This window comes from Pseudarthrobacter sp. WHRI 8279, from assembly GCF_040224115.2.
GTDB lineage: Bacteria > Actinomycetota > Actinomycetes > Actinomycetales > Micrococcaceae > Arthrobacter.
Genome location: NZ_CP168164.1, coordinates 54,955 through 76,231, shown reverse-complemented (window position 1 = coordinate 76,231; position 21,277 = coordinate 54,955). Strand labels below are relative to the sequence as shown.

Sequence of the window (21,277 nt, the reverse complement as noted above, 5' to 3'; positions counted from 1 at the left end):
AGTGGCCCTGGTTACGCTTTCGATCCCGGTAGGCGGACGTAGCCAGCCAGGTCCTGAATCCCAGCTGCGTATTCACCGTATGGCAGGCATGCCCAGATCAATCGGATCGCGATTGGCTGATCTTCGTGCGTCGGTGCGTTTTTCTTCGAGGAATTGAAGCGTGAGGTCTATGCCCTCAAGTTCGCCCAGCCAGCCCTTAGTTTGGGAGAGTTCGCGGCGGGCTATGAGATCGGTATTGATTTCGTCGAGCCGGGCGGTCATGCCAGGGTCCACTTCGAGCATGGGGCAGCGGATGCAGGCATGTTCGTGTTCGCAGGGGGTGGCGTATGGCCGGGCGCAGTTGCCGAGTTCGACTTTGCGTTTGTCGAAGTGTTCTTCGAATTCAGCCCATTCTGTCTCGGTTGGGGATTTGTATTCCCGTGCCGGGCGGGCGGCGCGGCGCTCATTGAGGTGTTTTTGGTAGTGCCGGATAACGTCTTCGCGGAAGACGGTCACGTAGCCGTGGGTTGTTTGGATATCGAGGTGTCCCAGGAGTGCGGCGCCGATGTGGATGGGCAGGCCGTTATTGACCAGGTCCGTGGCCAGAAGGCGGCGGAAGTCGTGCGGTGTGAAGCGGCAACCGCCCAGCTCGGGATGGTCGATGGCGACGGCGTCACTGAGCTTGGCCAGTTCATCTCGGAGCGTTCCGGCGTTGATTACCTCGGTGCGTTGTCCAATGGTGCGCTGGAAGAGGAACGGCAGCGGCTCGCTGGTCACTCTTTCCGATGGGTTGAATCGCGTCGCCAGTGGCACGCTTTCCCTGTTCCTGGTCAGACGTCGAATGATCGTGGCGACGACGTGGAAAAGGTCAGGGCTCATGGGGATGACTCGTTCCCGATCATTTTTTGAGGGAGCGACAACCAGGAGTGCGATGATTTCGCCGTTCGGCCGGATGTATTGGCGGATACTCAGCTGGGACAGTTCCAGCAGTTCGTCGCATCGAAGGCCGGTATGCCTCAAGGTCTCCACGGCCGCCCACTGCCAAAACACGGCATCTTCGGTGAAGGTCACATTGATCTTGCGGTTGGTGGACAGATCAAGCACGCGGACGTTCGATACTCCATGGAAGCGGCGGTGCCTGGCATCTCCTTCGGTATATAGCCGTTGATACTGCTTCCCTCCGACTGTGATGACCTCGTCTTTGCGGGTTTCGCCGGCCACTTTCAGAAGTTCTTGGAAGTGGTCTTTGCGTTCTGTGGCAGCCGCTATGAATGCCGGCAGCACTGGCTGTAAGAGGCGGATTCTGGAGTCCATGCGTTCTTTTGCCCGGCGCGCCGCTTTGCCCAGCGTCCGGGTCTCTCTGCCAGCGATCGGGCAAGGTGCTACCCATCGGGCCCAGCGTTCGGGTTCTTCGGCCGCCCAGCCCTGCAGGTCAAGATAGAAGGCCCTGATATTCGTCATGACGGCTTCGAGTTGAAGGCGTGGCTTTCCATCGCGGCGGAGGGCCACCACGGCCCGCCAGCTTTCGTAGTGCTCTTGCGAGATGACAAAATTCGGTTGGCCGGGGTTGATCTGTTGCAGGCCCGTCCAAAACTTCCCGCAAATGTCTTCTCCCAGGTCGCGCAATGTGGCGAAGTCGATGTCGTGGCTGCGCCGGGTCAGGTAAGCAATGAAGACGTCACGGACGTCCGGGTTGGTGATGTTGTGCTTGTCGACCAGCTCAGCCGGCGTCTGAGCCGGGGATCGCATTGCGCCGCGGAGAGTTGGCGGGACCTGGGCGGGAAAGTGCCCGGATTCAGACATCACCCGCCAGGCAAGGTAACCGACGTGCGTTTCGTAGCCACGGCCCCATCCGCCTTCGCGCGTGGCAATGGCGTAGTGGAGTAACGCCTCAGCGCTCAGATCAGCGAACCGGATTCCTTGGGTCGTTAGCGCTGATGCCACATCCATCCGCGCGCATCGTTTGAAGTGATTGGACGTGTCCTGTTGTTCAACGAGGGCCAGGAAGCGGTCCAGGTCAGGATCGTTTTGCGCTTGCTCAAAATGCTCGTGGTAGCGGTAGAACGAGTTGATCTTGAACGCTGCCAGCGAAGGGCGAATGACACGTAGACAGCACAGCAGCATCAGGGAATGTCCCAGCTCACCGTCCAGACGGAAGTTTCCCGTGGTCAGCTCCCGTATTTTGCGGTGACCATCATTGAACCCCGACGAGATCCATTTCTCCTGCCAGGTCTGTCCGGCATGCCTCGCTAGATAAGACAGCAGCCATTTCAGCCCGTGATGGCGCAGTGATTCACGTGGCTGGGTGCGGGGCCATATCGCGTCGGTCAAGGCGATGAGACTCTCGGGGCTTGCCGTGTCCAAGTCACCGCGAGGCCATGGCGGAATTTCCGGTCTCGGCGCCGGAGCAGCGATGATGACGGATTGGTTCCGAGTTCTGCCGGGAACAGCTGCGTTTATCGGCCGCTGTTGTGGTCGTTTAACAGCCTTAGGCACCGAACACCACTGAGAAGTCGTCGGGATCGTAGCCCGGGGTCAGCGTAGGTTGGGGCCGTGGGGATGCCATGTGCTCTTGTACTTTTTGGAAGACCTCATCGACCCGAGGCCGTAGATAGGGAGCCATCGAGGAGACCTGTCGGTGCCGGCTCACGGCCATGATTTCAGGCAAGGTCAGATTCGGGTCCGAGACCATGCGGTTGATGGTCGTGTGTCTGAAGTCGTGCAGTGACCAATCCGTGCCCAGCACGGCATTCACCCGTTGCAGCATTCGGCGGGCGGCGTGATACGTCAACGGCCGCGGTTTGCCGTGGAGCGCCCGCCAGATCAGTTCATCTGGCCTGGGAACTCCGTGTTCGTGGAAGTACATCGCCAGATACTGCAGGGATTCCGGTGACACAGGCACCGGTTCCAGGACACGGGATCCTTTCGATACGACCCATACACGTTGCCCGGCCCAGTCAATCTGATCGCCGTGGACGCCGAGCAGCTCACTCGCGCGGGCCCCGGAGGACACATACATACTCACCAAGGCACGATCACGGTTCGTCCGCAGAGCCTCCATCAAACCGTCGAAAAGGTCATCCGGGATGGAACGGGGCAGCCATTCGGACTTCTTCTGCCGCAAAGGAGCCCGACCTACTCCTGGCGCTGTTTCGGTCCGGCCGCGATGAACCATGCGTCTCCGCCCTGCAGCCTCAGGAACCGGGTTGATCAGAGGACCACGACCGAAGCGTGAGTGGTAGGAGTAAAACGACGAAATCACCGAAAGGGCGTGATTGATCGTTGCCGGCGCATAGCCTCCGGCCAAGGGACGCTTACCTGTGCGTGAATTCCTGCCCCGGTTACCGGTCCCCCGCCGCTGGGGATTCACCGCGGACCGCATCCACCCCACGAGGACCTCGACCTCCGCACGAGTCGCTTGCTCCCATCCGCTGCCGAGCAGACCAAGAATGCGCCACCACCTGAGCAAGTCATTGCCATAAGAGCGTACGGTCAAAGGGCTCATGTCGCTCAGAACGAGATCACGAAGGAACACTGAGAAGTCCTCAATCTCTTGCCCCTTGTCGTCGATGACGACGTAGGGCAAGAGGCCCTCCGTTCTTGGGACTACCGCGCCTATCGCCAGCAGGCCAATCTGTCCCTCGAGCAGTTTGAGTCGCACCTCGTCCATGAGAACCGCCTCTCCGGAAAACCCTGATCCAGACTCTACGACGAAGTTCAGTTAACAGGACCGATTCCATTTTTTTATTGTTCTCGATCAGGGTCCGGCGTTCGGCCTTCTGCTCATCGGTCATCGGGCCTTTGTTGGCCGATGAGGACGAATAGCTGTAGCGGTCCGTGAAACCCAGTTCCTTCCAGCCAACAACCACCGGCACGGTGATGTGCTCGCCTGTACCGTCTGTGGCGATGTAGACGGCGTTGCCGTCGTCCTCGGTGGCCCGCTCGCCATCTGCCCGCTTCAAAGAACTCACGCGGGCCACGTCTTCGTCGCTGTAGCCGGGGGCTTCAACGATTCTGATCCCGGTTGCTTCGATTTGGGCTGTGAAAGCGGCAAGGGCGGCGGCGCGTTCCCGGTCGTCCCGCAACTGCTGGGCCACGTGATGCAGCTGGTCCGGTTCGTCCATGATGACCGATTCCAATTCGAGAGTGCGCTCGGCGTCTCCTTCAAATTCAGCCATGATGAGCGCTTCTTCAATGCTCCACCCCTTGCCCAGCGCGGCGGTCCCGGCTACGGATGCCTTGGCCTTCAAAGCACCCTCAACAGTGGTCTTGGTCCGCCCTGTCTTCTTGGCGATCTGCGCCGCGGTCACACCGATCAGGGACAGCTGGTGGTACGCGTCGGCTTCGTCCGCTTCGGTCAGTTCGGCGCGCTGGATGTTCTCCACCACCTGCGTCACGATACGTTCGGCTTCCTCCGGGCTGTCGATGACCATAACCGGGATCAGGGGCCGGGCGGCTTCAACAGCGGCGCGGGTGCGGCGCTGTCCCATCAGGACATGTACGGTCCCGTCGTCCTTGCGGTGAGCGATCACCGGTTCCATGACGCCGTGTTCCTTGATGCTTGCCACAAACGAGGGTGTCAGGGCCGCGTCCTTGCGGACGTTCACGTCTACCGTGAGGGTGGCCGGGTCCAACCATTCCAGCATCGGGGCGGTGGTGGTCGGGCTTTCTGCGATAGCAGTCATCGTGAAGGGTTCTCCTTATTTCATCGGCACGGGGCGAGGGGACTATGGGACTTGTGCCAGCTGCCCCTCTCCCCCAAGTTGTTTTTTGGTTGCTGGCAAGCTTGCTTGCTCGGTGGCCGACGGAGCCCTGTCTACCCGCAGGGCAAGGGGTGGGAAATTCCCTGAAGGAAATAAGCGACGCAGGAGCGCCGTAGGGAAATTCCCGGACCGCAGGCCCCGACGAAGGAGGGGCTAGACGGGGTGGAGCGGACGCCTAGAATCCGCAGGACAGCAACAAAAAACGCTTGTAAACAAGAGGTGATGACGGGCCGGAGCTCTGCGACGGACCGGCAGCACCCAACAGCCGGCCGCGCCAGCGGACGCCCGTTCAACTGGTTGCACCGCAACCAGGGCGAGCCCAGCGAGCCTGCCCGAACACCAAACAAACTCCCGTACTTTGGTCGCGCTGGCCCCCGTAGGGTCCTGTTAACGGGCGGAAGGGCAGGCACCCTGCGGTGCCTGCCCTTCCTGTTTTCCCTCAGCAAAAAGGAAATCTATGGGTGCAGCATCATCGCTGCAGGAGTCTTAGTACTGCTGGCCCTCGTGGTCCCAGGTGAAGTCTGCGGGGGTTTTTGTTTCGTCGTTACCCAGGATGGCGAGCTCGATGGCCTCTTCGGCCGCGGTGATGCCTTCGGGGGCTTTGTCCTGGTCGGTGAGGATGAATCCGTGGCTCATGGTCTATTCCTGCCTGGTCGTTGTGTTTCCACTCTAACCCGGCGGGTGTTTTCCGTTTTTCCCTGTGGTGCTGCGCCCGCGCAAGCGTGACCGGCGGCCGGCGGAGCTTGCGGGGGAGGCCGCCGGTCCCCACCTGAGGGGACCGGACCGTTCTGGCCCGGCCCCTCAGGTGGTTGTTTGTTAGCGCTTGGGCTTGTACGCCGTGGCAGGGTTCATCGCGATGTCAGCGACGGTGCCGAGGTTCATCACTCCGGTCAGCAGTTCCGCGAGCCGGAAGCCGGGGCTGTCGGCGGTTGCTTGGGTGAAGTGGTTTGCTGCCGAGGATGCCCGGCCTTTGAGGTAGTCGGTCCAGCCGATCATTGTCAGCAGCGGCGCGCGGTACCCTGCGGGGGCTGCGTTGATCAGTTCCCGTGCGCGTTCCTGGGCTTTGTCCACGCGGGTCCAGTCCGGTGCGATCTTGCCCATCAACAGATCCCCTGCTCCTTCTGGTGTGGTCCTTTCCGGGTCGATGATGTTGCACAGGAGCAGGTCGCGGGCGGCCGGGATCTGAAGCGTTGCCAGCAGCTCGATCCGGTCCTGTTCGGGGATCTGGCCGGTGGTTCTCAAGGCGTTGGCCCAAAGGGCCGCGGCGTGATCGGTTCCGGTGATCATCTGGGTAGCGATGCTGGCAATGATGGTTTCTTCCGTGTCGGCGGGGCCGGTGAAGGGGGCGTAAGTCGCGCCCGCGTCCTGGTTGTAGGTGCTGCCGCGGTAGACCATTTCGGCGTTCAGGGCGCTGTCAGTGATGGCCTCCAGCGGGTACGCGGGGCAGCAGCCGTCCTGCCCGTCGCACAGGAGGTTCTGCCAGTGGGTGGAGGTCACCAGCCAACCGTCTTTGAGCGGGGTTCCCGCCGCGTCGAAAACCTCAATGAGGGCCTCGACGTGCTCGTGGAACGGGCGGGGCCGTTCCGGGGCACCGGTCACGTCCGTGTAAACGGCCAGCAGCACCGAGGTAGCGGCGGTGTCCGCTGCAAGGTAATCGGCCACGGTCCGGGCGAACATGGCCGGGGTGGGTGCCAGCGGCGCATCAATGCGAAGGGTAGCACCCAGCCGGGTGCCGTGGAGGGTGATCAAAACGAACGATTCCCGGGGCACCGAGCCCAGGGCGTGCAGGACGAAACTAAGAACGTCGGCGGGGCCGGAGGCGCGTACTGAATCAGTCATGGTGTTGCTCCTTTGCTGAGGAATGGGATGGTGAGGGGACCGCGTCACCGGGCCAGCTGCCCCTCTCCCCCAAGTTGTTTTTTGGTTGCTGGCAAGCTTGCTTGCTCGGCGGCCGACGGAGCCCTGTCTACCCGCAGGGCAAGGGGTGGGAAATTCCCTGAAGGAAATAAGCGACGCAGGAGCGCCGTAGGGAAATTCCCGGACCGCAGGCCCCGACGAAGGAGGGGCTAGACGGGGTGGAGCGGACGCCTAGAATCCGCAGGACAGCAACAAAAAACGCTTGTAAACAAGAGGTGATGACGGGCCGGAGCTCTGCGACGGACCGGCAGCACCCAACAGCCGGCCGCGCCAGCGGACGCCCGTTCAACTGGTTGCACCGCAACCAGGGCGAGCCCAGCGAGCCTGCCCGAACACCCGCCGCGGTCCCCTGGGTCCTGTCCACGGTGCGGCACGGCACCGGTGCCGCGGTGGTGTGTCAGTGGTGCAGAAACGGCGGGCTGCCGCCAGGTGATGATCACCTGTGCCGGGTACCGCTGAGGCGGTGGCCCGCCCGCGCTTGGGGCGGGCCGGGGAACTGCCCCGGCTCCGCCCCTGCCCCTGTTTCCTAGGCGGTGGGCTGGGCGGTTCCGATGATCAGGGCCGCAAGGAACCTGACGCGCTCGGGGACGTCGGCCTCGTCCCCGTCCGGGGTTTCGCCCAGAAACACCACATCCCCGCAGTAGATGTCCTGGACATCTTCGGTGAGCTGGAGGACAAGGGCCCCGGCGCGGACGTTCGGTTCAAGGCCGAGGATTTTTCCTTCCTCGTTGAGGTAGAAGTGCCAGTCATCGCCGCTCACTGCTTCAATGTTTCCCCTCACCAGGTACTGCAAGGTCTCCAGGTCCGCGGTGATGGAGTCGACACGGGCGGGTTGTGACTGGTCGGCGGGAATGATGAGGGCTTTACAGGTGGTCATGACGGTCTCTTTCTAAAAGAAGTGGGGGGCGGTGCCCCGCCCCGGACGGGCAGGGCACCTGTGATGCTGGTTAGGCCACGTTCTGGTACATGGAGGGGATCCGGTACCGGCTCGGAAGCTCTGCGGCGGCCTCTGGCAGGTCGTCCGGGCCGTGGGCCTGCCCGTTTTTCCAGTGGAAAAATGCCTGCTCACTGACCGCGTCCCAGAACTTCGCTTTACTCCGATAGAACGTCGTCTTCACGTCGCCCTCGCAGTAGGTGGCCATGCCGAACAGGTTGCCGATGGCATCGGCCGTGCGGGTACCGGCGACCATGACATAGGGCCACTGGCCCAAGTCCCAGCCGTCACACCCCCAACTGGGGATCACGGCCCAGCCGTGTTCGCCGATCAGTTCCATCCAGTCGTAACCGGTGTTCATGTGGTAATCGCCCAACACGGTCACGTCCTCGATGCTCTCGCCGGTGTCCTCGGTGGTCACCGTCTTGATAGTGATTGCGTTCATGGTGTTGCTCCTTTGCTGAGGAATGGGATGGTGAGGGGACCGCGTCACCGGGCCAGCTGCCCCTCTCCCCCAAGTTGTTTTTTGGTTGCTGGCAAGCTTGCTTGCTCGGCGGCCGACGGAGCCCTGTCTACCCGCAGGGCAAGGGGTGGGAAATTCCCTGAAGGAAATAAGCGACGCAGGAGCGCCGTAGGGAAATTCCCGGACCGCAGGCCCCGACGAAGGAGGGGCTAGACGGGGTGGAGCGGACGCCTAGAATCCGCAGGACAGCAACAAAAAACGCTTGTAAACAAGAGGTGATGACGGGCCGGAGCTCTGCGACGGACCGGCAGCACCCAACAGCCGGCCGCGCCAGCGGACGCCCGTTCAACTGGTTGCACCGCAACCAGGGCGAGCCCAGCGAGCCTGCCCGAACACCCGCCGCGGTCCCCTGGGTCCTGTCCACGGTGCGGCACGGCACCGGCAGTTCCCCTCAGCAGGCCGGCGACGGCGAGGCCAAAAGCTGCCCCGCTCCCTCCTGTTGTGTGGGATCCTCGAAGGCGTAAGCAGCAGGATGTTTACACCCCAGGCAGAGGGCCGCTTTCTCACCGCTTGCGGCCCTCTGCCTTGCCTTCGGTGACTGCTTGGGGTGTTGGTACGGTGGAAGTGTCTCGCCAGTCGCAGCGAACTTGGGGAAGTTGTTGCTCCTGGCGGGACTCTATGCGGGGAGGAATCTTATGGGCCTGTGGAGCTGGTTCGGTCGGCGCAAGAAGACAACGGGTGCTGGTGAGTCCGGCCAGGTAGTGGCGGCTGCGCCCGAGGAACAGGAGCCGTTGAGCCCTGAACAGGTTGCAGATCTGGAAGCGGCATGGGCCGAGCTGGCAGAGGCGGCTAAAGAGTCAGCGGTCACCGGTTTTCGTGCCTGTTCACGGGGCGGCAAGCCCTGGCAGGAAGACCCGGCATCCGTGCGGAGCATGGTAGCCATGCTCCGCAGCTTCCCCGCGGAGGACGCTGCTGCCGAATCGCCAACCACGGCCCAAAACGGTGATATGCAGTAGCTTCGGACCAGGAATGACCACAAGTAAGAGTGTCACTCCTTCCGCCTTTCCGCCCAAGCCCCCAGTGGCTGAACTTGAGAACCTGCAGGGGCCACGATGCTCGGATTTTTGTCCAACCTAAGGGACGTTAAGAGCGCCCTGAGCGCCGGCATGCTGCTTCTATTCGCGGTTTGGTTGCTAATAGGTGAGCAGATAGCGAAGGTCACGCCGGGTGACACACTGGCCGGGAAGGTGGCTACGCTTGTCGACTATCTCGGACCGGTGGCGACACTCGCTGTCATCACCTTTCTCGCCTATGTGGTTGGGCTTGTATTCCCATTTCACTTGCTAGTGCTGGCCGGTATCAACCGGCACAACAGGAAGAGGGCTGAACGCGAAGGTGACAAAACGCGGGAGTCTCGGCTTCTCGACTTCATCGAGGATCAGGTGGGGCGGGCCGCGAGAAAGAAATCTGTGGGGGAGCTCACCAAGGATTTGGTGCGCGAAATTCCAGCTCTCACGAAGATGGGAATCCTTTACCCGTGGTGGATTCGTCTTTCGCCTCGATTCCTGAGGTCATCCCTCGAGCCCTGGTGGGACAATCGGGTATCACGTCAAGCCTTGGAAAGTAAACAGCCGGACGGCAAGGAGCCACCGCAGGTAGGCAGTTTTGGAGCATACAGGGCCGGGCGTACGGAACAGAAGGTTTTGGCCTCGACACTGCTTCGACGTATCTACTCAGAAAGCGCTCTTCTGGCAGTCGACCTAGGCCAGAAGGACGACAAAGCTTACGAGCGGTTTGATAAGGCCAAGAGCGAATCTGACTTCCGCTCCGGGCTGTGCATACCCTTACTAATCCTCACCACCGTTACCGCACTGCAGCTTCCCCCTGACCAGTTTCTTTTGGCAGTGGGAGTCTGCGGGATTGGACTTTTCTCAGTGCTGGTACTCGCGCTGCGAGCGGCACAAAAGGCCCGAGAGGCACAGGAAGAAGTAAACAGCGCGATCGTTCTCGGACGAATCAAGGTCCCCGAACTGCAAGTTCTCGAAGGGGCCATCAACGAGGACTCCACGACCCCGAGCCGGTGCAGTACGATCCTGAGGTCCCTGCTCCCCAGGAAGTAGAGCCAGCCGTCCCCGATGCCGAATGGATGCCTGCACCTATTTAGACTTGTTCCATCCACAAGTCGTCGATGACATACCGAATCTGGCTGCGAGCTTGGTCATGCTCCAGTCAAATCAAGAATGCCCTGATCCTTTTGTGCTAAGTGGCGCTCCTAACGCGTCTCGTATCCCTAGGGATTCGAGGCGGAATGGTTTCGAGACGCCGAGTCCCACGGGTGGAACCGCACCTGATTACCAAATTCTGATCTTCGGTAGGCTGTGCCCATGGCGTTGGGGGACGCGGTGCAGCCGCAGGCAGTTCAGTCGTACAAGGTGGTCTTGGATGCTTACGGGTTCATCAAGGGCTGGCTGATCGCAACATCGCTGTGGGTAGGAGCACTGCTGCTGATGGTTACAGCCTTCTATGTCGTACCCGGCGTGCGGAGCGGGACTGACGAAGGCCATGTGTGGGGCTTATTGGGCATGGCGGTTTTCTATGGGTTCGGAGTTTCCCTGCTGTTTGCGGCGCCGCTGGCTTGGGTGTTGGCCTACTTCCTGCGCCCGGTCAAGAATCAATGGATTCACATTGGAGCCTTTTTCGCTGTGCCTACCATCGCGTTCTGGCTTGTGGGCAGCGTCCTCGTTTTCGGCTGGCAGCTCTGGATGCTGGTCCCTTGGGCCACCGTTGGCGTTGCGGCCGCGATCGGCCGTTGGGCAGTCCGCAAGGACGTCGTCCACTCGGATCCTGCAGCTCCTCCCGCTTGAAACTGCCCCTTGACGCTTCGCAGATTGTCTAAGGCTGTGGGCGGTTCTCTTTGCGGCGAGCGAGGGCGATCAGTCCGGCGATGAGGGCGATGACTGCGGCGCCGATGCCGGCGACGAGCAGTGCGTTGCTGTCATCGGGGCGGGGTGCCGGGGTCACAGGTGTCGTCCCAGAAGTGACAGCGGGAGCAGCTGACGCCGAAGGGACCGCCGTCGCTGCTGGTTGGGAAGGCGTTGCTGTGGTGGCCGCGGACTGGACGGTGAAGGTGTAGGTGCCTTCGATGGGGTGGCCGTCTGAGGATACTGCACGCCATTGGACTGTGTAGGGGCCGGGCTGTCCGGCGGTGATGGCGGTGGACAGGGTGGCACCGTTGACCTCGACGCTGTCATCGCTGAGGGTCTTGCCGGTGCTGTCGGTGACTTTCAGGATGCTGGTGTTCAGCTGGGCTGAGTTCAGCGGGGCATCGGACAGTGTCAGGGAGACGGTGGCGGGGGCGGTCTCCAGGACGGCGTCACGTGCTGGCTCGGTGGAGGACAGGCTGTCGTGCGCCACGGCCACCGGCATGGTGAACAATGCGGGAAGAAGGAGCGCCGCGGCGGCTGCCAATACCAGCCGTGTCGTGGTTTTCAGGCGTGCGGTTTTCATCAGTGCTGCTTTCGTCAGGGGCCGAGGCTATTTGGCGGCGTCGGTGAGGAGCTGGCGGAACTGTTCTTCGCTGTTGAGGACGAGTTTTTCGCCGTTGAGGAAGAACGTGGGTGTGCCGGTGACGCCGAGCGCTTTGCCGTCCGCGATGTCCTGCCTGATCCGGTCCTTGGTCGCCTCATTGGCGACGGCTGCGTCGTAGGCGGCGAGGTCGAGTCCGAGTTCCTGGGCGTAGGTGCGGAAGAGTTCGGCTTGGGAGTCCTGCTTTTCTCCCCATTCCGGCTGGGTTTCGAACAGCTTCGTGTACATCTGTTCGTACTTGCCCTGCTGGGCTGCGGCCTCCACGGCCAAGGCAGCGGCACCGGAGTTCCGGTGCCCGGGCAGCGGGAAGTACCGGTGAATGAAGGTGATCCTGTCGCCGTACTCGGCCTTGAGTTCCTGGACCATCGGTTCTGCGGCGCGGCAGGCTTCGCATTCGAAGTCCAGGAACTCGACCAGCTGTGCTTTCTCCACTGCCGGGGAGGTGACGCGGTGGCTGTCTTCCCGGACGAGCTCGGCCTGGGTCACGGGTGCCGCCGTTACCGGTTCGGGCTTGTTCAGGGTGAACACGGCGTACCAGATGGCTCCGGCTGCGACGAGGGCGCCGAGGAGGATCCAGACGACCAGCCGGATTTTCCGGGCCGGGTCGGGTTGGGCTGGGTTCTTTGGGGCTGGGCGCGGGGCTGTGGTTTTGGTGGGGTTCATCAGTGGTGGAGGCTTTCCTGGTCGCGGTGGGCGGCGGGTTCTATCTGGAAGGTGGAGTGTTCGATGCTGACGTCGAAGTGTTCGGCAACGCAGCGCTGCAGGTCTGCCAGGATCGTCGCGGCGTGCCCATCCATCATGCAGGTATCTTCGACGGTGACGTGTGCCGAGAGGACTGGGGTGCCCGAGGCGACAAGGGATGCGTGCAGGTCATGGACGTCGATGACATGGGGCACGGCCAGGATGTGTTCGCGGACTCTGTCCATGTCCAGGCCGGCCGGGGCGTTTTCCATCAGCACGTTCAGCGTTTCACTGAGCAGCTTCAAGGTCCGGGGGATGATCAGCGCACCGATCAGCAGGGACACGACGGCGTCGGCCTGCACCCAGCCGGTCAGGGCGATGATGATGGCGGCGACGATGACGGCAACGGAGCCCATGGCGTCGTTGAGGACCTCGAGGAACGCGGCGCGCATGTTGAAGTTGTGCTTCCGGCCCGAGGCCAGCACGAGCAGGCCGATGGCGTTCCCTGCCAGGCCGATGATGCCGAACCAGAGCATCGTGGACCCGCCGACTTCCGGGGGTTCGAAGAGCCGGCGGATGCCTTCGACAATCACGAACGCGCCCACGCCCAGGAGCAGGGCCGCCTGCCCGGCGGCCGCGACGATTTCTGCCCGTTTGTAGCCCCAGGTGCGCTTCGTAGTGGCGGGTTTGAGCGCCAGCGACGCGGCAATCAGCGCGATCAGCAGCCCGGCGGCGTCGGTGAACATGTGTCCGGCGTCGGCCAGCAGCGCCAGGCTGCCGGTCATCAGCGACCCGATGATTTCGGCGACCATCACGGCAAACGTGATGGTAAAAACGATGATCAGTTTCCCGCGCTGGCCTGCTGCGGCGGCGCCGTGGTCGTGTCCGTGACCGCTCATGGCATCCACGCCCGGTACCGCATGACAAGGCCGGCAATCCCCGGCACAGCCCCGCCGCCATCCCCTGCACAACAGGCACCCTCGGCCGCCCTGTTTTGGGGCACGGGGTTGTGCGTGCTGGCGGGTGAGGTTGTGTGCATCTGGGGATGGGTCATGGCTCCATAGTTCCTAATGGCAGGACCGTCCTGATTTAGGAACGACGTATACGCCCGGGTACGGGATCGTAAGAAGTGGGATTGTGGCATGCCGGTCTTGCAGATGGAGTTTCCTCTTTTCTAGAGCCAGAGGCTGATCAGGCGTTGCAGGGATCCGGATCCGATGAGGATGGTCAAGCCCAGCCCGATGAAGACGGCCGGGACGAGCCAGTGTTCAATTTTTTCCAGGGTTTCGACGACTTTGTGGTGAGTGCCGATGAGCTTGCCCAGAGCACACCACACAGCGACCAGGGCCAAGAATACGAGGACGGTGACGGTGGTGTCGGCCGGTGCCATAGTGCGGAACACCGGGGTGTAGATCGCGATGTTGTCCGCGCCGTTGGCGATGGTGATGCCGGCGATGCCGAGCAGGCCCAGCCCTTCGGTGAGTTTGTTCTCATCATCGTCGCCGTCATTTTTCAGGCCGCGGATGAGGCCGAGGATGCCCAGGATCAGCGGGAAGATTCCCAGCAGCCCGACCCATTCATCCGGGACGATGGTCAGACCCAGGGCGGCCAGGAGGCTCAGCCCGACGAGGGTGATGAAGCCGGTGTACTGCCCTCCGACGATGTGCCAGGCGCGCGGTTTGCCCTTGCTTGAGGCGAGGAAAAGCGCCGTCAGCACCACGATGTCATCGATGTTCGTCGCGGCGAACATCGCAGCCGCTGCCAGGATGGTGGCAAGCATGAGGAGTCCTTTCCAGTGTCAGAGGGCGCCAGAGGTCACCGTCCCGCGTCTGCCTATGCCTTGTGCTGTTCTCTGGATCCGAGCAGGGTCCCCAGGATGTACAGGCCTACGCCGACGGTGACGAAGACATCGGCGAGGTTGAAGGTGGGGAACCAGCCGCTGTGCAGGTAGTCCACGACGCCGCGTCCGTCGAACCGGTCCACGAGGTTCCCGGCACCGCCGCCGAGCACCATCGCAGCACCCGCCCGGGAGATGGCCGGCATGGCCGGGGCGGTGGTCACCGCGTACCAGGTCATGCCCAGGACGATCGCGGCGGTCGCGGCGATGACCAGCCACGGGGCTAGGTTGGCGCCGAGGCTGAACGCGACCCCGGTGTTGTACAGCAGCTTCAGGTTCACCAGCCCCAGATCGACCGTGGCACCGTTGGCGAGCAGGGCTTCGGCCAGGGCCTTGATTCCCAGGTCGGCCGCCGCGAGCACGGCTGCCGAGACAAGCAGGGCGATCTTGATCCGCCCTGCTTTCCCGGTAACCGGTGCCGTCCCGGCGGGATTTGCCGGTGACTCGGCGCTCACGCTGCCGGTTCCAAAGCCGGCGTGGGTTTGGCCGGCTGGAGTGCGTTTTTGCGGCTGATCCGGCCGGCGCGGACGCCGTTGGCGATCACCACGATTTCGGCCAGTTCGTGGATCAGGACGACCGCGGCCAGCCCCAGTGCGCCGACCAGTGCCAGCGGGATCAGGATCGCGATCAACAGCAGGGACAAGCCCACGTTCTGCAGCATGATGGACCGGGTCCGGCGGGCGTGGTCCAGGACCTGGGGCAGGTGGTTCAGGTCCTCACCCATCAGGGCGATGTCAGCGGTTTCAATGGCGACGTCGGTGCCCATGGCACCCATGGCCACACCGGTGTCGGCGGTGGCCAGCGCCGGGGCGTCGTTGACGCCGTCACCGACCATGGCGGTGGGCTGGCGAGACTTCAGGGTCCGGATGATCTCGGCTTTGTCTTCGGGGCGGAGGTCGGCGTGGACTTCGGTGATGCCGGCGGCCTTGCCCAGGGCCGCGGCGGTGATCGCGTTATCCCCGGTGAGCATGGCCGTGGTGTACCCGGAGGCCGTCAGCCGGGCGATAACGTCACGGGCTTCGGGGCGCAGTTCGTCACGGACTGCTACGGCACCGATAACTTCACCGGCGGATTCGATCAGGACGGCGGTGGCGCCTGCCGTTTGCATCCGTTCGACATCCGCTGCCAGGGCGCCGGGGTTGATCCAGCCGGGGCGGCCCAGCCGGACGGTCTTGCCCTCGAAACGGCCTTCCAAACCGGCGCCGGGAACGGTGTCCACGTCGGTCACATCGGCACGGGCGGGGGATGCGGCGAGGATGGCACGGGCCAGGGGGTGTTCGCTGCGGGCCTCGAGCCCGGCCGCGAGGGCCAGAACTTCTTCGCGGGTCGCGGTCCCGGCGGCGGCGACATCGATGACTTCGGGCTTGTTCCTAGTCAGGGTGCCGGTCTTGTCCAGGGCGATGGTGCGGATCTTGCCGAGGGTTTCCAGGGCACCGCCGCCCTTGATGAGCACACCGATGCGGCTGGCGGCGCCGACGGAGGCGACAACGGTGACCGGGACGGAGATCGCCAAAGCGCAGGGCGATGCAGCCACCAGGACGACCAGGGCGCGTTCGAACCACAGCAGCGGTTCACCCACGATGAAGCCGAAGGCGATGATCAGGGCCGCGGCGATGAGGATGCCGGGGACGAGTTTCTTGGCGATGTTGTCGGCCAGGCGCTGCCCGGGGCCCTTGCGGGACTGTTCGGCCTCGACGATGTGCACGATGCGGGCCAGCGAGTTGTTCTCCGCGGTGCTGGTGACTTCGACTTCCAGCGGCCCGGTGCCGTTGATGGACCCGGCGTAGACATCGCTGCCGGGACCTGCCTCGACGGGCACGGATTCGCCGGTCAGGGCCGAGGTGTCCAGGGAGGTGCGGCCAGTGATGATTCGGCCGTCGGTGGCCAGCCGTTCGCCCGGGCGGACGACCATCCGGTCCCCGGGAACGAGCTCGGCAGGGTCAACGGTGACCTCTGCACCGCCGCGCAGGACTGTCGCTTCGGCCGGGACCAGGTCCAGCAGGGCCCGCAGACCGCGCCGGGTTTTGGCCAGCGAGTATTCCTCCAACCCTTCGGAGATTGAGTAGAGGAAGGCGAGCATTGCCGCTTCCTCGTACTCGCCCAGCGCGACGGCGCCGACGGCGGCGATCGTCATCAGGGTCCCGACGCCGATCTTGCCCTTGGCAAGGCGCCGGAGGGTGGAGGGAACAAAAGTCCATGCCGCGACCAGCAGCGCCCCGATTTCCAGGACCAGGCGCAGCCACTCCGGGCCCCCGGTCAGGGACAGGATCCAGGCGGTCAGGAGCAGCACACCCGAGATTGCCGCGGCCCTGATCTCGTTGATCTGCCAGAACCCGACCGCTTCCTCGGCCTCTTCGGCCGCGGTTTCGGGCTTGTCGTCGCTGCAGCCGCAGGCGTCGCTCATCGGGTGTTCTCCTTCGTCAGTTCCACGTTTGTCAGTTCGGCGCCGGTGCTTCCGGTGCCGTAATTCGGGCACAGGCTCACCGCGTTGCCGGTTGCGGCAAGCAGGACTTCGGCCTGGGCAAGCATGTCCATCAACTCCGGACGGGACAGCGAGTAATAGACGCTGCGGCCCTGCGCGCGGCCCTCGACCAGGCCACAATCGCGCAAACATGCCACATGCGCGGACACGGTGGACTGGGCCAGGCCCAGCTTCCCAGCCAGATCACCGACCCGGATCTCTCCCTCGGCCATCCGCTTCACGATGCTCAGTCGTGTCGGGTCACTCAGGGAATGAAACAAAGCCGCCGCGGGATCCAACTGGCCGCAGTCATCGGCAGCGCCCCCAATTTGTATCGTCATATGGCGATGATAGCGTAAAGCGGTGATGTTATCGACGAGAAGCTGTTACTGCCGGTCCTTGGCCTGTCCCTCCCGGCCCACGCCCCGGACAGGTTCCTTTAGGCCGCGAGGGGTGCGGACGTGACGATCGGCGGGTTTTTCGCTGAGATGGTTCAGTCGGGCACCCTGCTCATGGCCATTCCGCTGGCCATGATCGCCGGGACCGTCTCCTTCATCTCTCCGTGCATCCTGCCGCTTGTCCCCGGGTACCTTGGCTACGTCTCCGGGATTACCGATCCGGGCCGGCCAGATAACCGGCGCCGGGTCCTGGCCGGAGTTGGGCTGTTCATTCTTGGGTTTGCCGCCGTTTTCACCCTCTACGGGGCGGCCTTTGGTGTCATTGGCGGTTGGCTGGTCCGGTGGCAGGACACCCTGATCCGGGGACTCGGGCTGTTCGTCGTGCTGATGGGCCTGGTCCTGGTGGGCAGAATCCCGTTCCTGCAAGCCACCCGCAAGCTATCCTTCAGGCCCCGGACAGGCATCGCCGGCGCCCCGCTGCTGGGAATTGTCTTCGGCCTCGGGTGGACGCCCTGCATGGGTCCGACCCTGAGCGCGGTTCTGGCCCTCAGCACCACAACCGGCGATCCATGGCGTGGTGCGCTGCTTGGATTCCTCTACTGTCTGGGGCTTGGAATCCCTTTCGTTCTGGTAGCGCTGGGCCTGAGCTGGGTGAGCAGGACCCTCGGGTACATCCGACGGCACATGCGCGCTTTCAACATCATCGGGGGTTCCTTGCTGATCCTCGTCGGGCTCCTGATGGTCTCAGGGGTCTGGATGCTCTGGATCTACCAACTGCAAAACCTCGCCGCGACCATCACCACCCCCGTCTAGGAGAAACCAGCACATGAACTCGCAACAGCCCGGTAATCCAATGACAGCGCGCCTGCCGGCCCGGCGCGGCGTTCTACTGGGAGCAGCGTCGGCAGCCATCCTGCTCGCCGGGTGCGCCGGACCGGACGACTCACTGGCCACCCAAGCACGGGCTGGGGATAACAAGAACTACATCGCAGGAGACGGATCCGTCTCTGAGTACGCCGCCGAAACCAGGGCGCCCGCGGTTGATCTCGCCGGAACCCTCTTTGACGGCTCGGCGGTCAGCTCAGCCGACTGGAAAGGAAACGTCACCGTCCTGAACGTCTGGTACGCCGCCTGCGCGCCCTGCCGCAAAGAAGCACCCGACCTTGAAGCACTCCATCAGGAGTTCAAAAGCGACGGCGTCAGGATTTACGGGATCAACGTCCGGGACACCGCCGCAACTGCCGCGGCCTTCGAGCGCACTTTCGGCACCACCTACCCCAGCTTCAACGACAACGACGGCGGGATCCTGCTGGCCCTGGCCGACCACGTGCCCCCACGGGCGGTCCCCACAACCCTCGTCCTGGACAGGCACGGCAAAGTCGCCGCCCGTGTTCTTGGCCTTGCAGAGAAGGGCACCCTCAAAGCCCTCATCAGCAGCGCGCTCAGCGAATCCTGAAAAAACGCGGCGGCAGGATCCCCCGGCCGCCGCGTTATGGACGCGGCGCGATCAGGGGCAGGGCATACGGCTCTGACCTACCCGGCCCTGAAGGCCTGGCCTAGACTCAGGAAACGCCGCCGTTTCCGGGAGAACGGGAGATCCGAGTGACTGCACAATTGCCTGACAGCTCGCTGGCCCTGCTGCGTGAGGGATACACCTTCATCTCCGCCCGCTGCGATGAAGCCGGGACCGATCTTTTCCAGACCCGTCTGATGCTTCGGCCCGTCGTCTGCATCAGGGGGGCAGCGGCTGCTGAATTTTTTTACGGTGGCGGACGGTTTAGCCGCGCCGGTGCCTTGCCGCGGTCGGCCAAGCATCTGCTGCAGGATGCACACAGCGTACAGACCCTCGAAGGGGACGATCATCACCGCCGCAAGTACCTGTTCCTGGAGCTGGGCAGCCGGGACTCCGCCATGCAGCTCGCGGACGCTTTTGACGCTCAATGGCACGATCCCCGCCACGGCCTGCCGTCCAGGCGACGGTTCGATCTGCACAGGGAGGTCCGCCGGATCCTCACCGCGGCAGCCTGCAGCTGGGCCGGTCTTCCCACCGACGCACCCACCATCGCCAGACGCAGCAGAGAACTGGGGCTGATGATCGACCAGGCCGGAGCGTTCGGGCCGGCGAACTGGTACGCCCGCTGGCGCCGCCGTTCCACAGAAAAGTGGGCCACGAACGCAATCCAGGCAGCACGCTTGATCGTTCAGGCCCAAGCACCGGTAACCCCGGTGGAAGCCATCGCATTCCATCGCGACAACACCGGCAAGGAACTGCCCCCAGACACAGCAGCGGTGGAACTGCTGAACCTGCTCCGCCCGGTCGTGGCCGTCAGCAACTTCATAGTCTTCGCCGCCCTCGCCCTCACACAGCACCCCGACTGGAAAGAAAAACTCAGCAACGGTGATGATCACGACCTGCACTGCTTCGCCCAGGAAGTGCGCCGGTACTACCCGTTTTTCCCCTTCGTCGGGGGCACGGCCACCAGGGACCTGGAATGGTCCGGGCACGCCTTCAAGCCCGGAGACTGGGTCCTGCTTGACCTGTACGGAACCAATCACGACCCGCGAACCTGGACAAACCCGGAAAGCTTCAACCCAGAACGCTTCCGCACTTGGCAACCCACCCCCCACACCCTGATCCCGCAAGGAGCAGGCGACAAAAACACAGGGCACCGGTGCCCAGGGGAAGACATCACCGTGGAACTGATCAAACGAGCCATACGCTCCCTCGCGGCCGCACCCGACCTGCAGGTACCCGCACAGGACCTCAGCTTCAGCCTCTCCAACATGCCCGCCCTCCCCAAAAGCGGCTTCATCATCGACCCCGCACCTCCACGACGCCGCTAACTAACCGCAACAGCAAAGGAATCGGCACCAGCCGGCACGGACCATGCGACTCTCGCATATCCCTAGGGTTTCGAGGCGCAGATGTTTCGAGACACTGAATCGCGGCTAGAGAAGGATGTCGGCTGCAAAACAGAAGGGGTCGGATCAAGGCATGCTGAAGGCCGGCGATTCACTGCCCCCAAGGCATTGAATCACCGGCCTTCAGTGGTTTTATTTGCCTGCTCGGACGAAGGTTACTGCGCCCTTGGAGGTCATCCAAGTCAGGGGGTGGACGGCGGTTTCGTTTTTGCCGTTCAGGCCGGAGCTGAGGACCTGGCCGTTTCCGACGTAGATGCCTACGTGACCGGGCTGCATGACCATGTCGCCGGGCTGGGGATCGGTGACGACGGTGCCGTAGTTCATGAACTGCATGGGCCCGAGGTCCCCGACGGGGATGCCGGCTGCGTTGAGGGCGTTTTCGACCAGTCGCGTGCAGTCCTGGATCATCCCGATCTGGGCGTAGGCCGAAGACACCATGGTCGCGTTGATGCCGCCGGCTGCCGGGGCGGCCACGGGGGCAGCGGGTGCGGGGGTGACGGTGATCTGGGCCTTGGCCGGGGCAGCAGCAGCTGCCTTCGCAACAACAGGCGTCGCGGCAACAGCGACCTTGGGGGCATCGACGACGACGGGCTTGGGTGCTTCCACTACAGGTGCCGGGGTTGTCTTGACGGCGGGACGCTCGAAAGCGATCTGGACCGTGGCGTCGGCGCTGAGCGGGGTTTGTACCTGGCTGGTGACTTCCAGGTTCGATGCCGGCTCGGCTTCGCGCTGGGTTGGGGCGTCTGCTGCCTGGGCGGCGATGCCGCTGGTCAGGACGAGGCCGGATGCTGCTGCGATGACGGCGGCCTGACGGCCTACACCGCCGGCGTGGCCGGCGAAGGATTTGGACAGGACCGCCAGGGGGCTGGTCTGGACGGGGACCGCGCGGCGGCGGCCGTGAGCTTTGCCATTGGGCATGAAAGGGCCTCTCCCACTGCCTGCGAGGTTAGCTGTCGGATTCGGATGGGAGACACCCGGCCGTGGTGATGCACGAAAGGCATCAGGCACGGCTTCACCCCAAGGCCTGCCGGAAGCAGGCCGATATTGGGTTCCCCGTCTCTGCCGGACGATTTTGCGAACGGATCCCGGGCAGCGGCAGAGTTAGGCAAGTCTGCTCAGGAGTGCCGCATTCGGAGAAACCGGCACGGCTTCAGACCCTACGTCACAACAGCCACATTTGTCACATTTAGATAACGGCGTGTCAGAATCCCTCGGTTCCGAGGCTTGCGGAATATACCCCCTGGGGGTATCCTTGAGGTGTTGTCAGTGAAGTGGTA

Annotated in this window: 21 protein-coding genes and 1 riboswitch; of the genes, 6 read left to right on the top strand and 15 right to left on the bottom strand. The window is 63.3% G+C overall.

The window, feature by feature from the left end:
• Positions 1–72 precede the first annotated feature (72 nt).
• From ABRP28_RS21490 to ABRP28_RS21460, 7 genes are all read right to left on the bottom strand, one after another.
• Positions 73–2,310, bottom strand: coding sequence for a tyrosine-type recombinase/integrase (locus ABRP28_RS21490; RefSeq protein WP_146088611.1), 2,238 nt, complete (start codon positions 2,308–2,310; stop codon positions 73–75).
• Between the two features lie 157 nt (positions 2,311–2,467).
• A complete protein-coding gene (locus ABRP28_RS21485) occupies positions 2,468–3,640 on the bottom strand; it encodes a tyrosine-type recombinase/integrase (protein WP_374153029.1) in 1,173 nt (390 codons plus the stop codon).
• On the bottom strand, positions 3,525–4,664 hold the full coding sequence (locus ABRP28_RS21480) for a ParB/RepB/Spo0J family partition protein (RefSeq protein ID WP_219821795.1): 1,140 nt from the start codon (positions 4,662–4,664) through the stop codon (positions 3,525–3,527). The genes ABRP28_RS21485 and ABRP28_RS21480 overlap by 116 nt, the downstream gene beginning before the upstream one ends.
• A 564-nt stretch (positions 4,665–5,228) precedes the next feature.
• A complete protein-coding gene (locus tag ABRP28_RS21475) occupies positions 5,229–5,378 on the bottom strand; it encodes a hypothetical protein (RefSeq protein ID WP_181039493.1) in 150 nt (49 codons plus the stop codon).
• 180 nt (positions 5,379–5,558) lie between these two features.
• On the bottom strand, positions 5,559–6,581 hold the full coding sequence (locus ABRP28_RS21470) for a DUF4192 domain-containing protein (RefSeq protein WP_104443611.1): 1,023 nt from the start codon (positions 6,579–6,581) through the stop codon (positions 5,559–5,561).
• A gap of 604 nt (positions 6,582–7,185) precedes the next feature.
• The gene (locus ABRP28_RS21465; protein ID WP_104443676.1) at positions 7,186–7,536 is read right to left on the bottom strand and encodes a DUF3846 domain-containing protein; all 351 of its coding nucleotides are present in this window, start codon (positions 7,534–7,536) and stop codon (positions 7,186–7,188) included.
• A 70-nt stretch (positions 7,537–7,606) separates the two neighbouring features.
• On the bottom strand, positions 7,607–8,038 hold the full coding sequence (locus tag ABRP28_RS21460; RefSeq protein WP_104443677.1) for a hypothetical protein: 432 nt from the start codon (positions 8,036–8,038) through the stop codon (positions 7,607–7,609).
• 713 nt (positions 8,039–8,751) lie between these two features.
• Here ABRP28_RS21460 and ABRP28_RS21455 point away from each other — a divergent pair.
• From ABRP28_RS21455 to ABRP28_RS21445, 3 genes are all read left to right on the top strand, one after another.
• The gene (locus ABRP28_RS21455) at positions 8,752–9,072 is read left to right on the top strand and encodes a hypothetical protein (RefSeq protein WP_104443527.1); all 321 of its coding nucleotides are present in this window, start codon (positions 8,752–8,754) and stop codon (positions 9,070–9,072) included.
• 96 nt (positions 9,073–9,168) lie between these two features.
• Positions 9,169–10,176: a hypothetical protein gene (locus tag ABRP28_RS21450; RefSeq protein WP_104443528.1), complete on the top strand. Its 1,008-nt coding sequence runs from the start codon at positions 9,169–9,171 to the stop codon at positions 10,174–10,176.
• 264 nt (positions 10,177–10,440) lie between these two features.
• A complete protein-coding gene (locus ABRP28_RS21445; protein ID WP_104443529.1) occupies positions 10,441–10,920 on the top strand; it encodes a hypothetical protein in 480 nt (159 codons plus the stop codon).
• Positions 10,921–10,948: 28 nt separating this feature from the next.
• Here ABRP28_RS21445 and ABRP28_RS21440 read toward each other — a convergent pair whose 3' ends face one another.
• From ABRP28_RS21440 to ABRP28_RS21410, 7 genes are all read right to left on the bottom strand, one after another.
• Positions 10,949–11,563, bottom strand: a complete 615-nt coding sequence (locus ABRP28_RS21440; RefSeq protein ID WP_104443530.1) for a copper resistance CopC family protein — start codon at positions 11,561–11,563, stop codon at positions 10,949–10,951.
• A gap of 27 nt (positions 11,564–11,590) precedes the next feature.
• Positions 11,591–12,304: a thioredoxin domain-containing protein gene (locus tag ABRP28_RS21435; RefSeq protein ID WP_104443531.1), complete on the bottom strand. Its 714-nt coding sequence runs from the start codon at positions 12,302–12,304 to the stop codon at positions 11,591–11,593.
• Entirely contained in the window at positions 12,304–13,221 is a 918-nt protein-coding gene (locus ABRP28_RS21430; protein WP_104443532.1) for a cation diffusion facilitator family transporter, read from the bottom strand. The genes ABRP28_RS21435 and ABRP28_RS21430 overlap by 1 nt, the downstream gene beginning before the upstream one ends.
• 275 nt (positions 13,222–13,496) lie before the next feature.
• Entirely contained in the window at positions 13,497–14,102 is a 606-nt protein-coding gene (locus ABRP28_RS21425) for a cadmium resistance transporter (protein ID WP_104443533.1), read from the bottom strand.
• 53 nt (positions 14,103–14,155) lie between these two features.
• Positions 14,156–14,674 (bottom strand): signal peptidase II, encoded by a 519-nt coding sequence (gene lspA / locus ABRP28_RS21420; RefSeq protein WP_104443534.1) that lies wholly within the window; start codon positions 14,672–14,674, stop codon positions 14,156–14,158.
• Positions 14,671–16,623, bottom strand: a complete 1,953-nt coding sequence (locus ABRP28_RS21415; protein WP_104443535.1) for a cation-translocating P-type ATPase — start codon at positions 16,621–16,623, stop codon at positions 14,671–14,673. The genes lspA and ABRP28_RS21415 overlap by 4 nt, the downstream gene beginning before the upstream one ends.
• A complete protein-coding gene (locus ABRP28_RS21410; RefSeq protein ID WP_104443536.1) occupies positions 16,620–17,021 on the bottom strand; it encodes a metalloregulator ArsR/SmtB family transcription factor in 402 nt (133 codons plus the stop codon). Before ABRP28_RS21410 ends, ABRP28_RS21415 begins: the two co-directional genes overlap by 4 nt.
• A 120-nt stretch (positions 17,022–17,141) precedes the next feature.
• Here ABRP28_RS21410 and ABRP28_RS21405 point away from each other — a divergent pair, with 120 nt between their 5' ends.
• The 3 genes from ABRP28_RS21405 to ABRP28_RS21395 all read left to right on the top strand — a co-directional run bounded on the left by ABRP28_RS21405 (position 17,142) and on the right by ABRP28_RS21395 (position 19,922).
• Positions 17,142–17,891, top strand: a complete 750-nt coding sequence (locus ABRP28_RS21405) for a cytochrome c biogenesis protein CcdA (protein WP_104443537.1) — start codon at positions 17,142–17,144, stop codon at positions 17,889–17,891.
• Positions 17,892–17,904: 13 nt separating this feature from the next.
• A complete protein-coding gene (locus ABRP28_RS21400; RefSeq protein ID WP_104443538.1) occupies positions 17,905–18,534 on the top strand; it encodes a TlpA disulfide reductase family protein in 630 nt (209 codons plus the stop codon).
• Between the two features lie 146 nt (positions 18,535–18,680).
• Entirely contained in the window at positions 18,681–19,922 is a 1,242-nt protein-coding gene (locus ABRP28_RS21395) for a cytochrome P450 (protein ID WP_350004736.1), read from the top strand.
• A gap of 210 nt (positions 19,923–20,132) precedes the next feature.
• On the opposite strand, the gene ABRP28_RS21390 is transcribed toward ABRP28_RS21395, so the two are convergent.
• Positions 20,133–20,918 carry an NlpC/P60 family protein gene (locus ABRP28_RS21390; RefSeq protein WP_104443539.1) on the bottom strand — a complete coding sequence of 262 codons (786 nt, stop codon included), beginning with the start codon at positions 20,916–20,918 and terminating at the stop codon, positions 20,133–20,135.
• Between the two features lie 3 nt (positions 20,919–20,921).
• Positions 20,922–21,118, bottom strand: a riboswitch (cyclic di-AMP (ydaO/yuaA leader).
• Positions 21,119–21,277 lie beyond the last annotated feature (159 nt).

Bases quoted from the DNA above. Each gene is read 5' to 3' on its own strand.
- ABRP28_RS21480 (WP_219821795.1), bottom strand. From the start codon at position 4,664: ATGACTGCTATCGCAGAAAGCCCGACCACCACCGCCCCGATGCTGGAA.
- ABRP28_RS21475 (WP_181039493.1), bottom strand. From the start codon at position 5,378: ATGAGCCACGGATTCATCCTCACCGACCAGGACAAAGCCCCCGAAGGC.
- ABRP28_RS21470 (WP_104443611.1), bottom strand. From the start codon at position 6,581: ATGACTGATTCAGTACGCGCCTCCGGCCCCGCCGACGTTCTTAGTTTC.
- ABRP28_RS21465 (WP_104443676.1), bottom strand. From the start codon at position 7,536: ATGACCACCTGTAAAGCCCTCATCATTCCCGCCGACCAGTCACAACCC.
- ABRP28_RS21460 (WP_104443677.1), bottom strand. From the start codon at position 8,038: ATGAACGCAATCACTATCAAGACGGTGACCACCGAGGACACCGGCGAG.
- ABRP28_RS21455 (WP_104443527.1), top strand. From the start codon at position 8,752: ATGGGCCTGTGGAGCTGGTTCGGTCGGCGCAAGAAGACAACGGGTGCT.
- ABRP28_RS21450 (WP_104443528.1), top strand. From the start codon at position 9,169: ATGCTCGGATTTTTGTCCAACCTAAGGGACGTTAAGAGCGCCCTGAGC.
- ABRP28_RS21445 (WP_104443529.1), top strand. From the start codon at position 10,441: ATGGCGTTGGGGGACGCGGTGCAGCCGCAGGCAGTTCAGTCGTACAAG.
- ABRP28_RS21440 (WP_104443530.1), bottom strand. From the start codon at position 11,563: ATGAAAACCGCACGCCTGAAAACCACGACACGGCTGGTATTGGCAGCC.
- ABRP28_RS21435 (WP_104443531.1), bottom strand. From the start codon at position 12,304: ATGAACCCCACCAAAACCACAGCCCCGCGCCCAGCCCCAAAGAACCCA.
- ABRP28_RS21430 (WP_104443532.1), bottom strand. From the start codon at position 13,221: ATGAGCGGTCACGGACACGACCACGGCGCCGCCGCAGCAGGCCAGCGC.
- ABRP28_RS21425 (WP_104443533.1), bottom strand. From the start codon at position 14,102: ATGCTTGCCACCATCCTGGCAGCGGCTGCGATGTTCGCCGCGACGAAC.
- ABRP28_RS21415 (WP_104443535.1), bottom strand. From the start codon at position 16,623: ATGAGCGACGCCTGCGGCTGCAGCGACGACAAGCCCGAAACCGCGGCC.
- ABRP28_RS21410 (WP_104443536.1), bottom strand. From the start codon at position 17,021: ATGACGATACAAATTGGGGGCGCTGCCGATGACTGCGGCCAGTTGGAT.
- ABRP28_RS21400 (WP_104443538.1), top strand. From the start codon at position 17,905: ATGAACTCGCAACAGCCCGGTAATCCAATGACAGCGCGCCTGCCGGCC.
- ABRP28_RS21390 (WP_104443539.1), bottom strand. From the start codon at position 20,918: ATGCCCAATGGCAAAGCTCACGGCCGCCGCCGCGCGGTCCCCGTCCAG.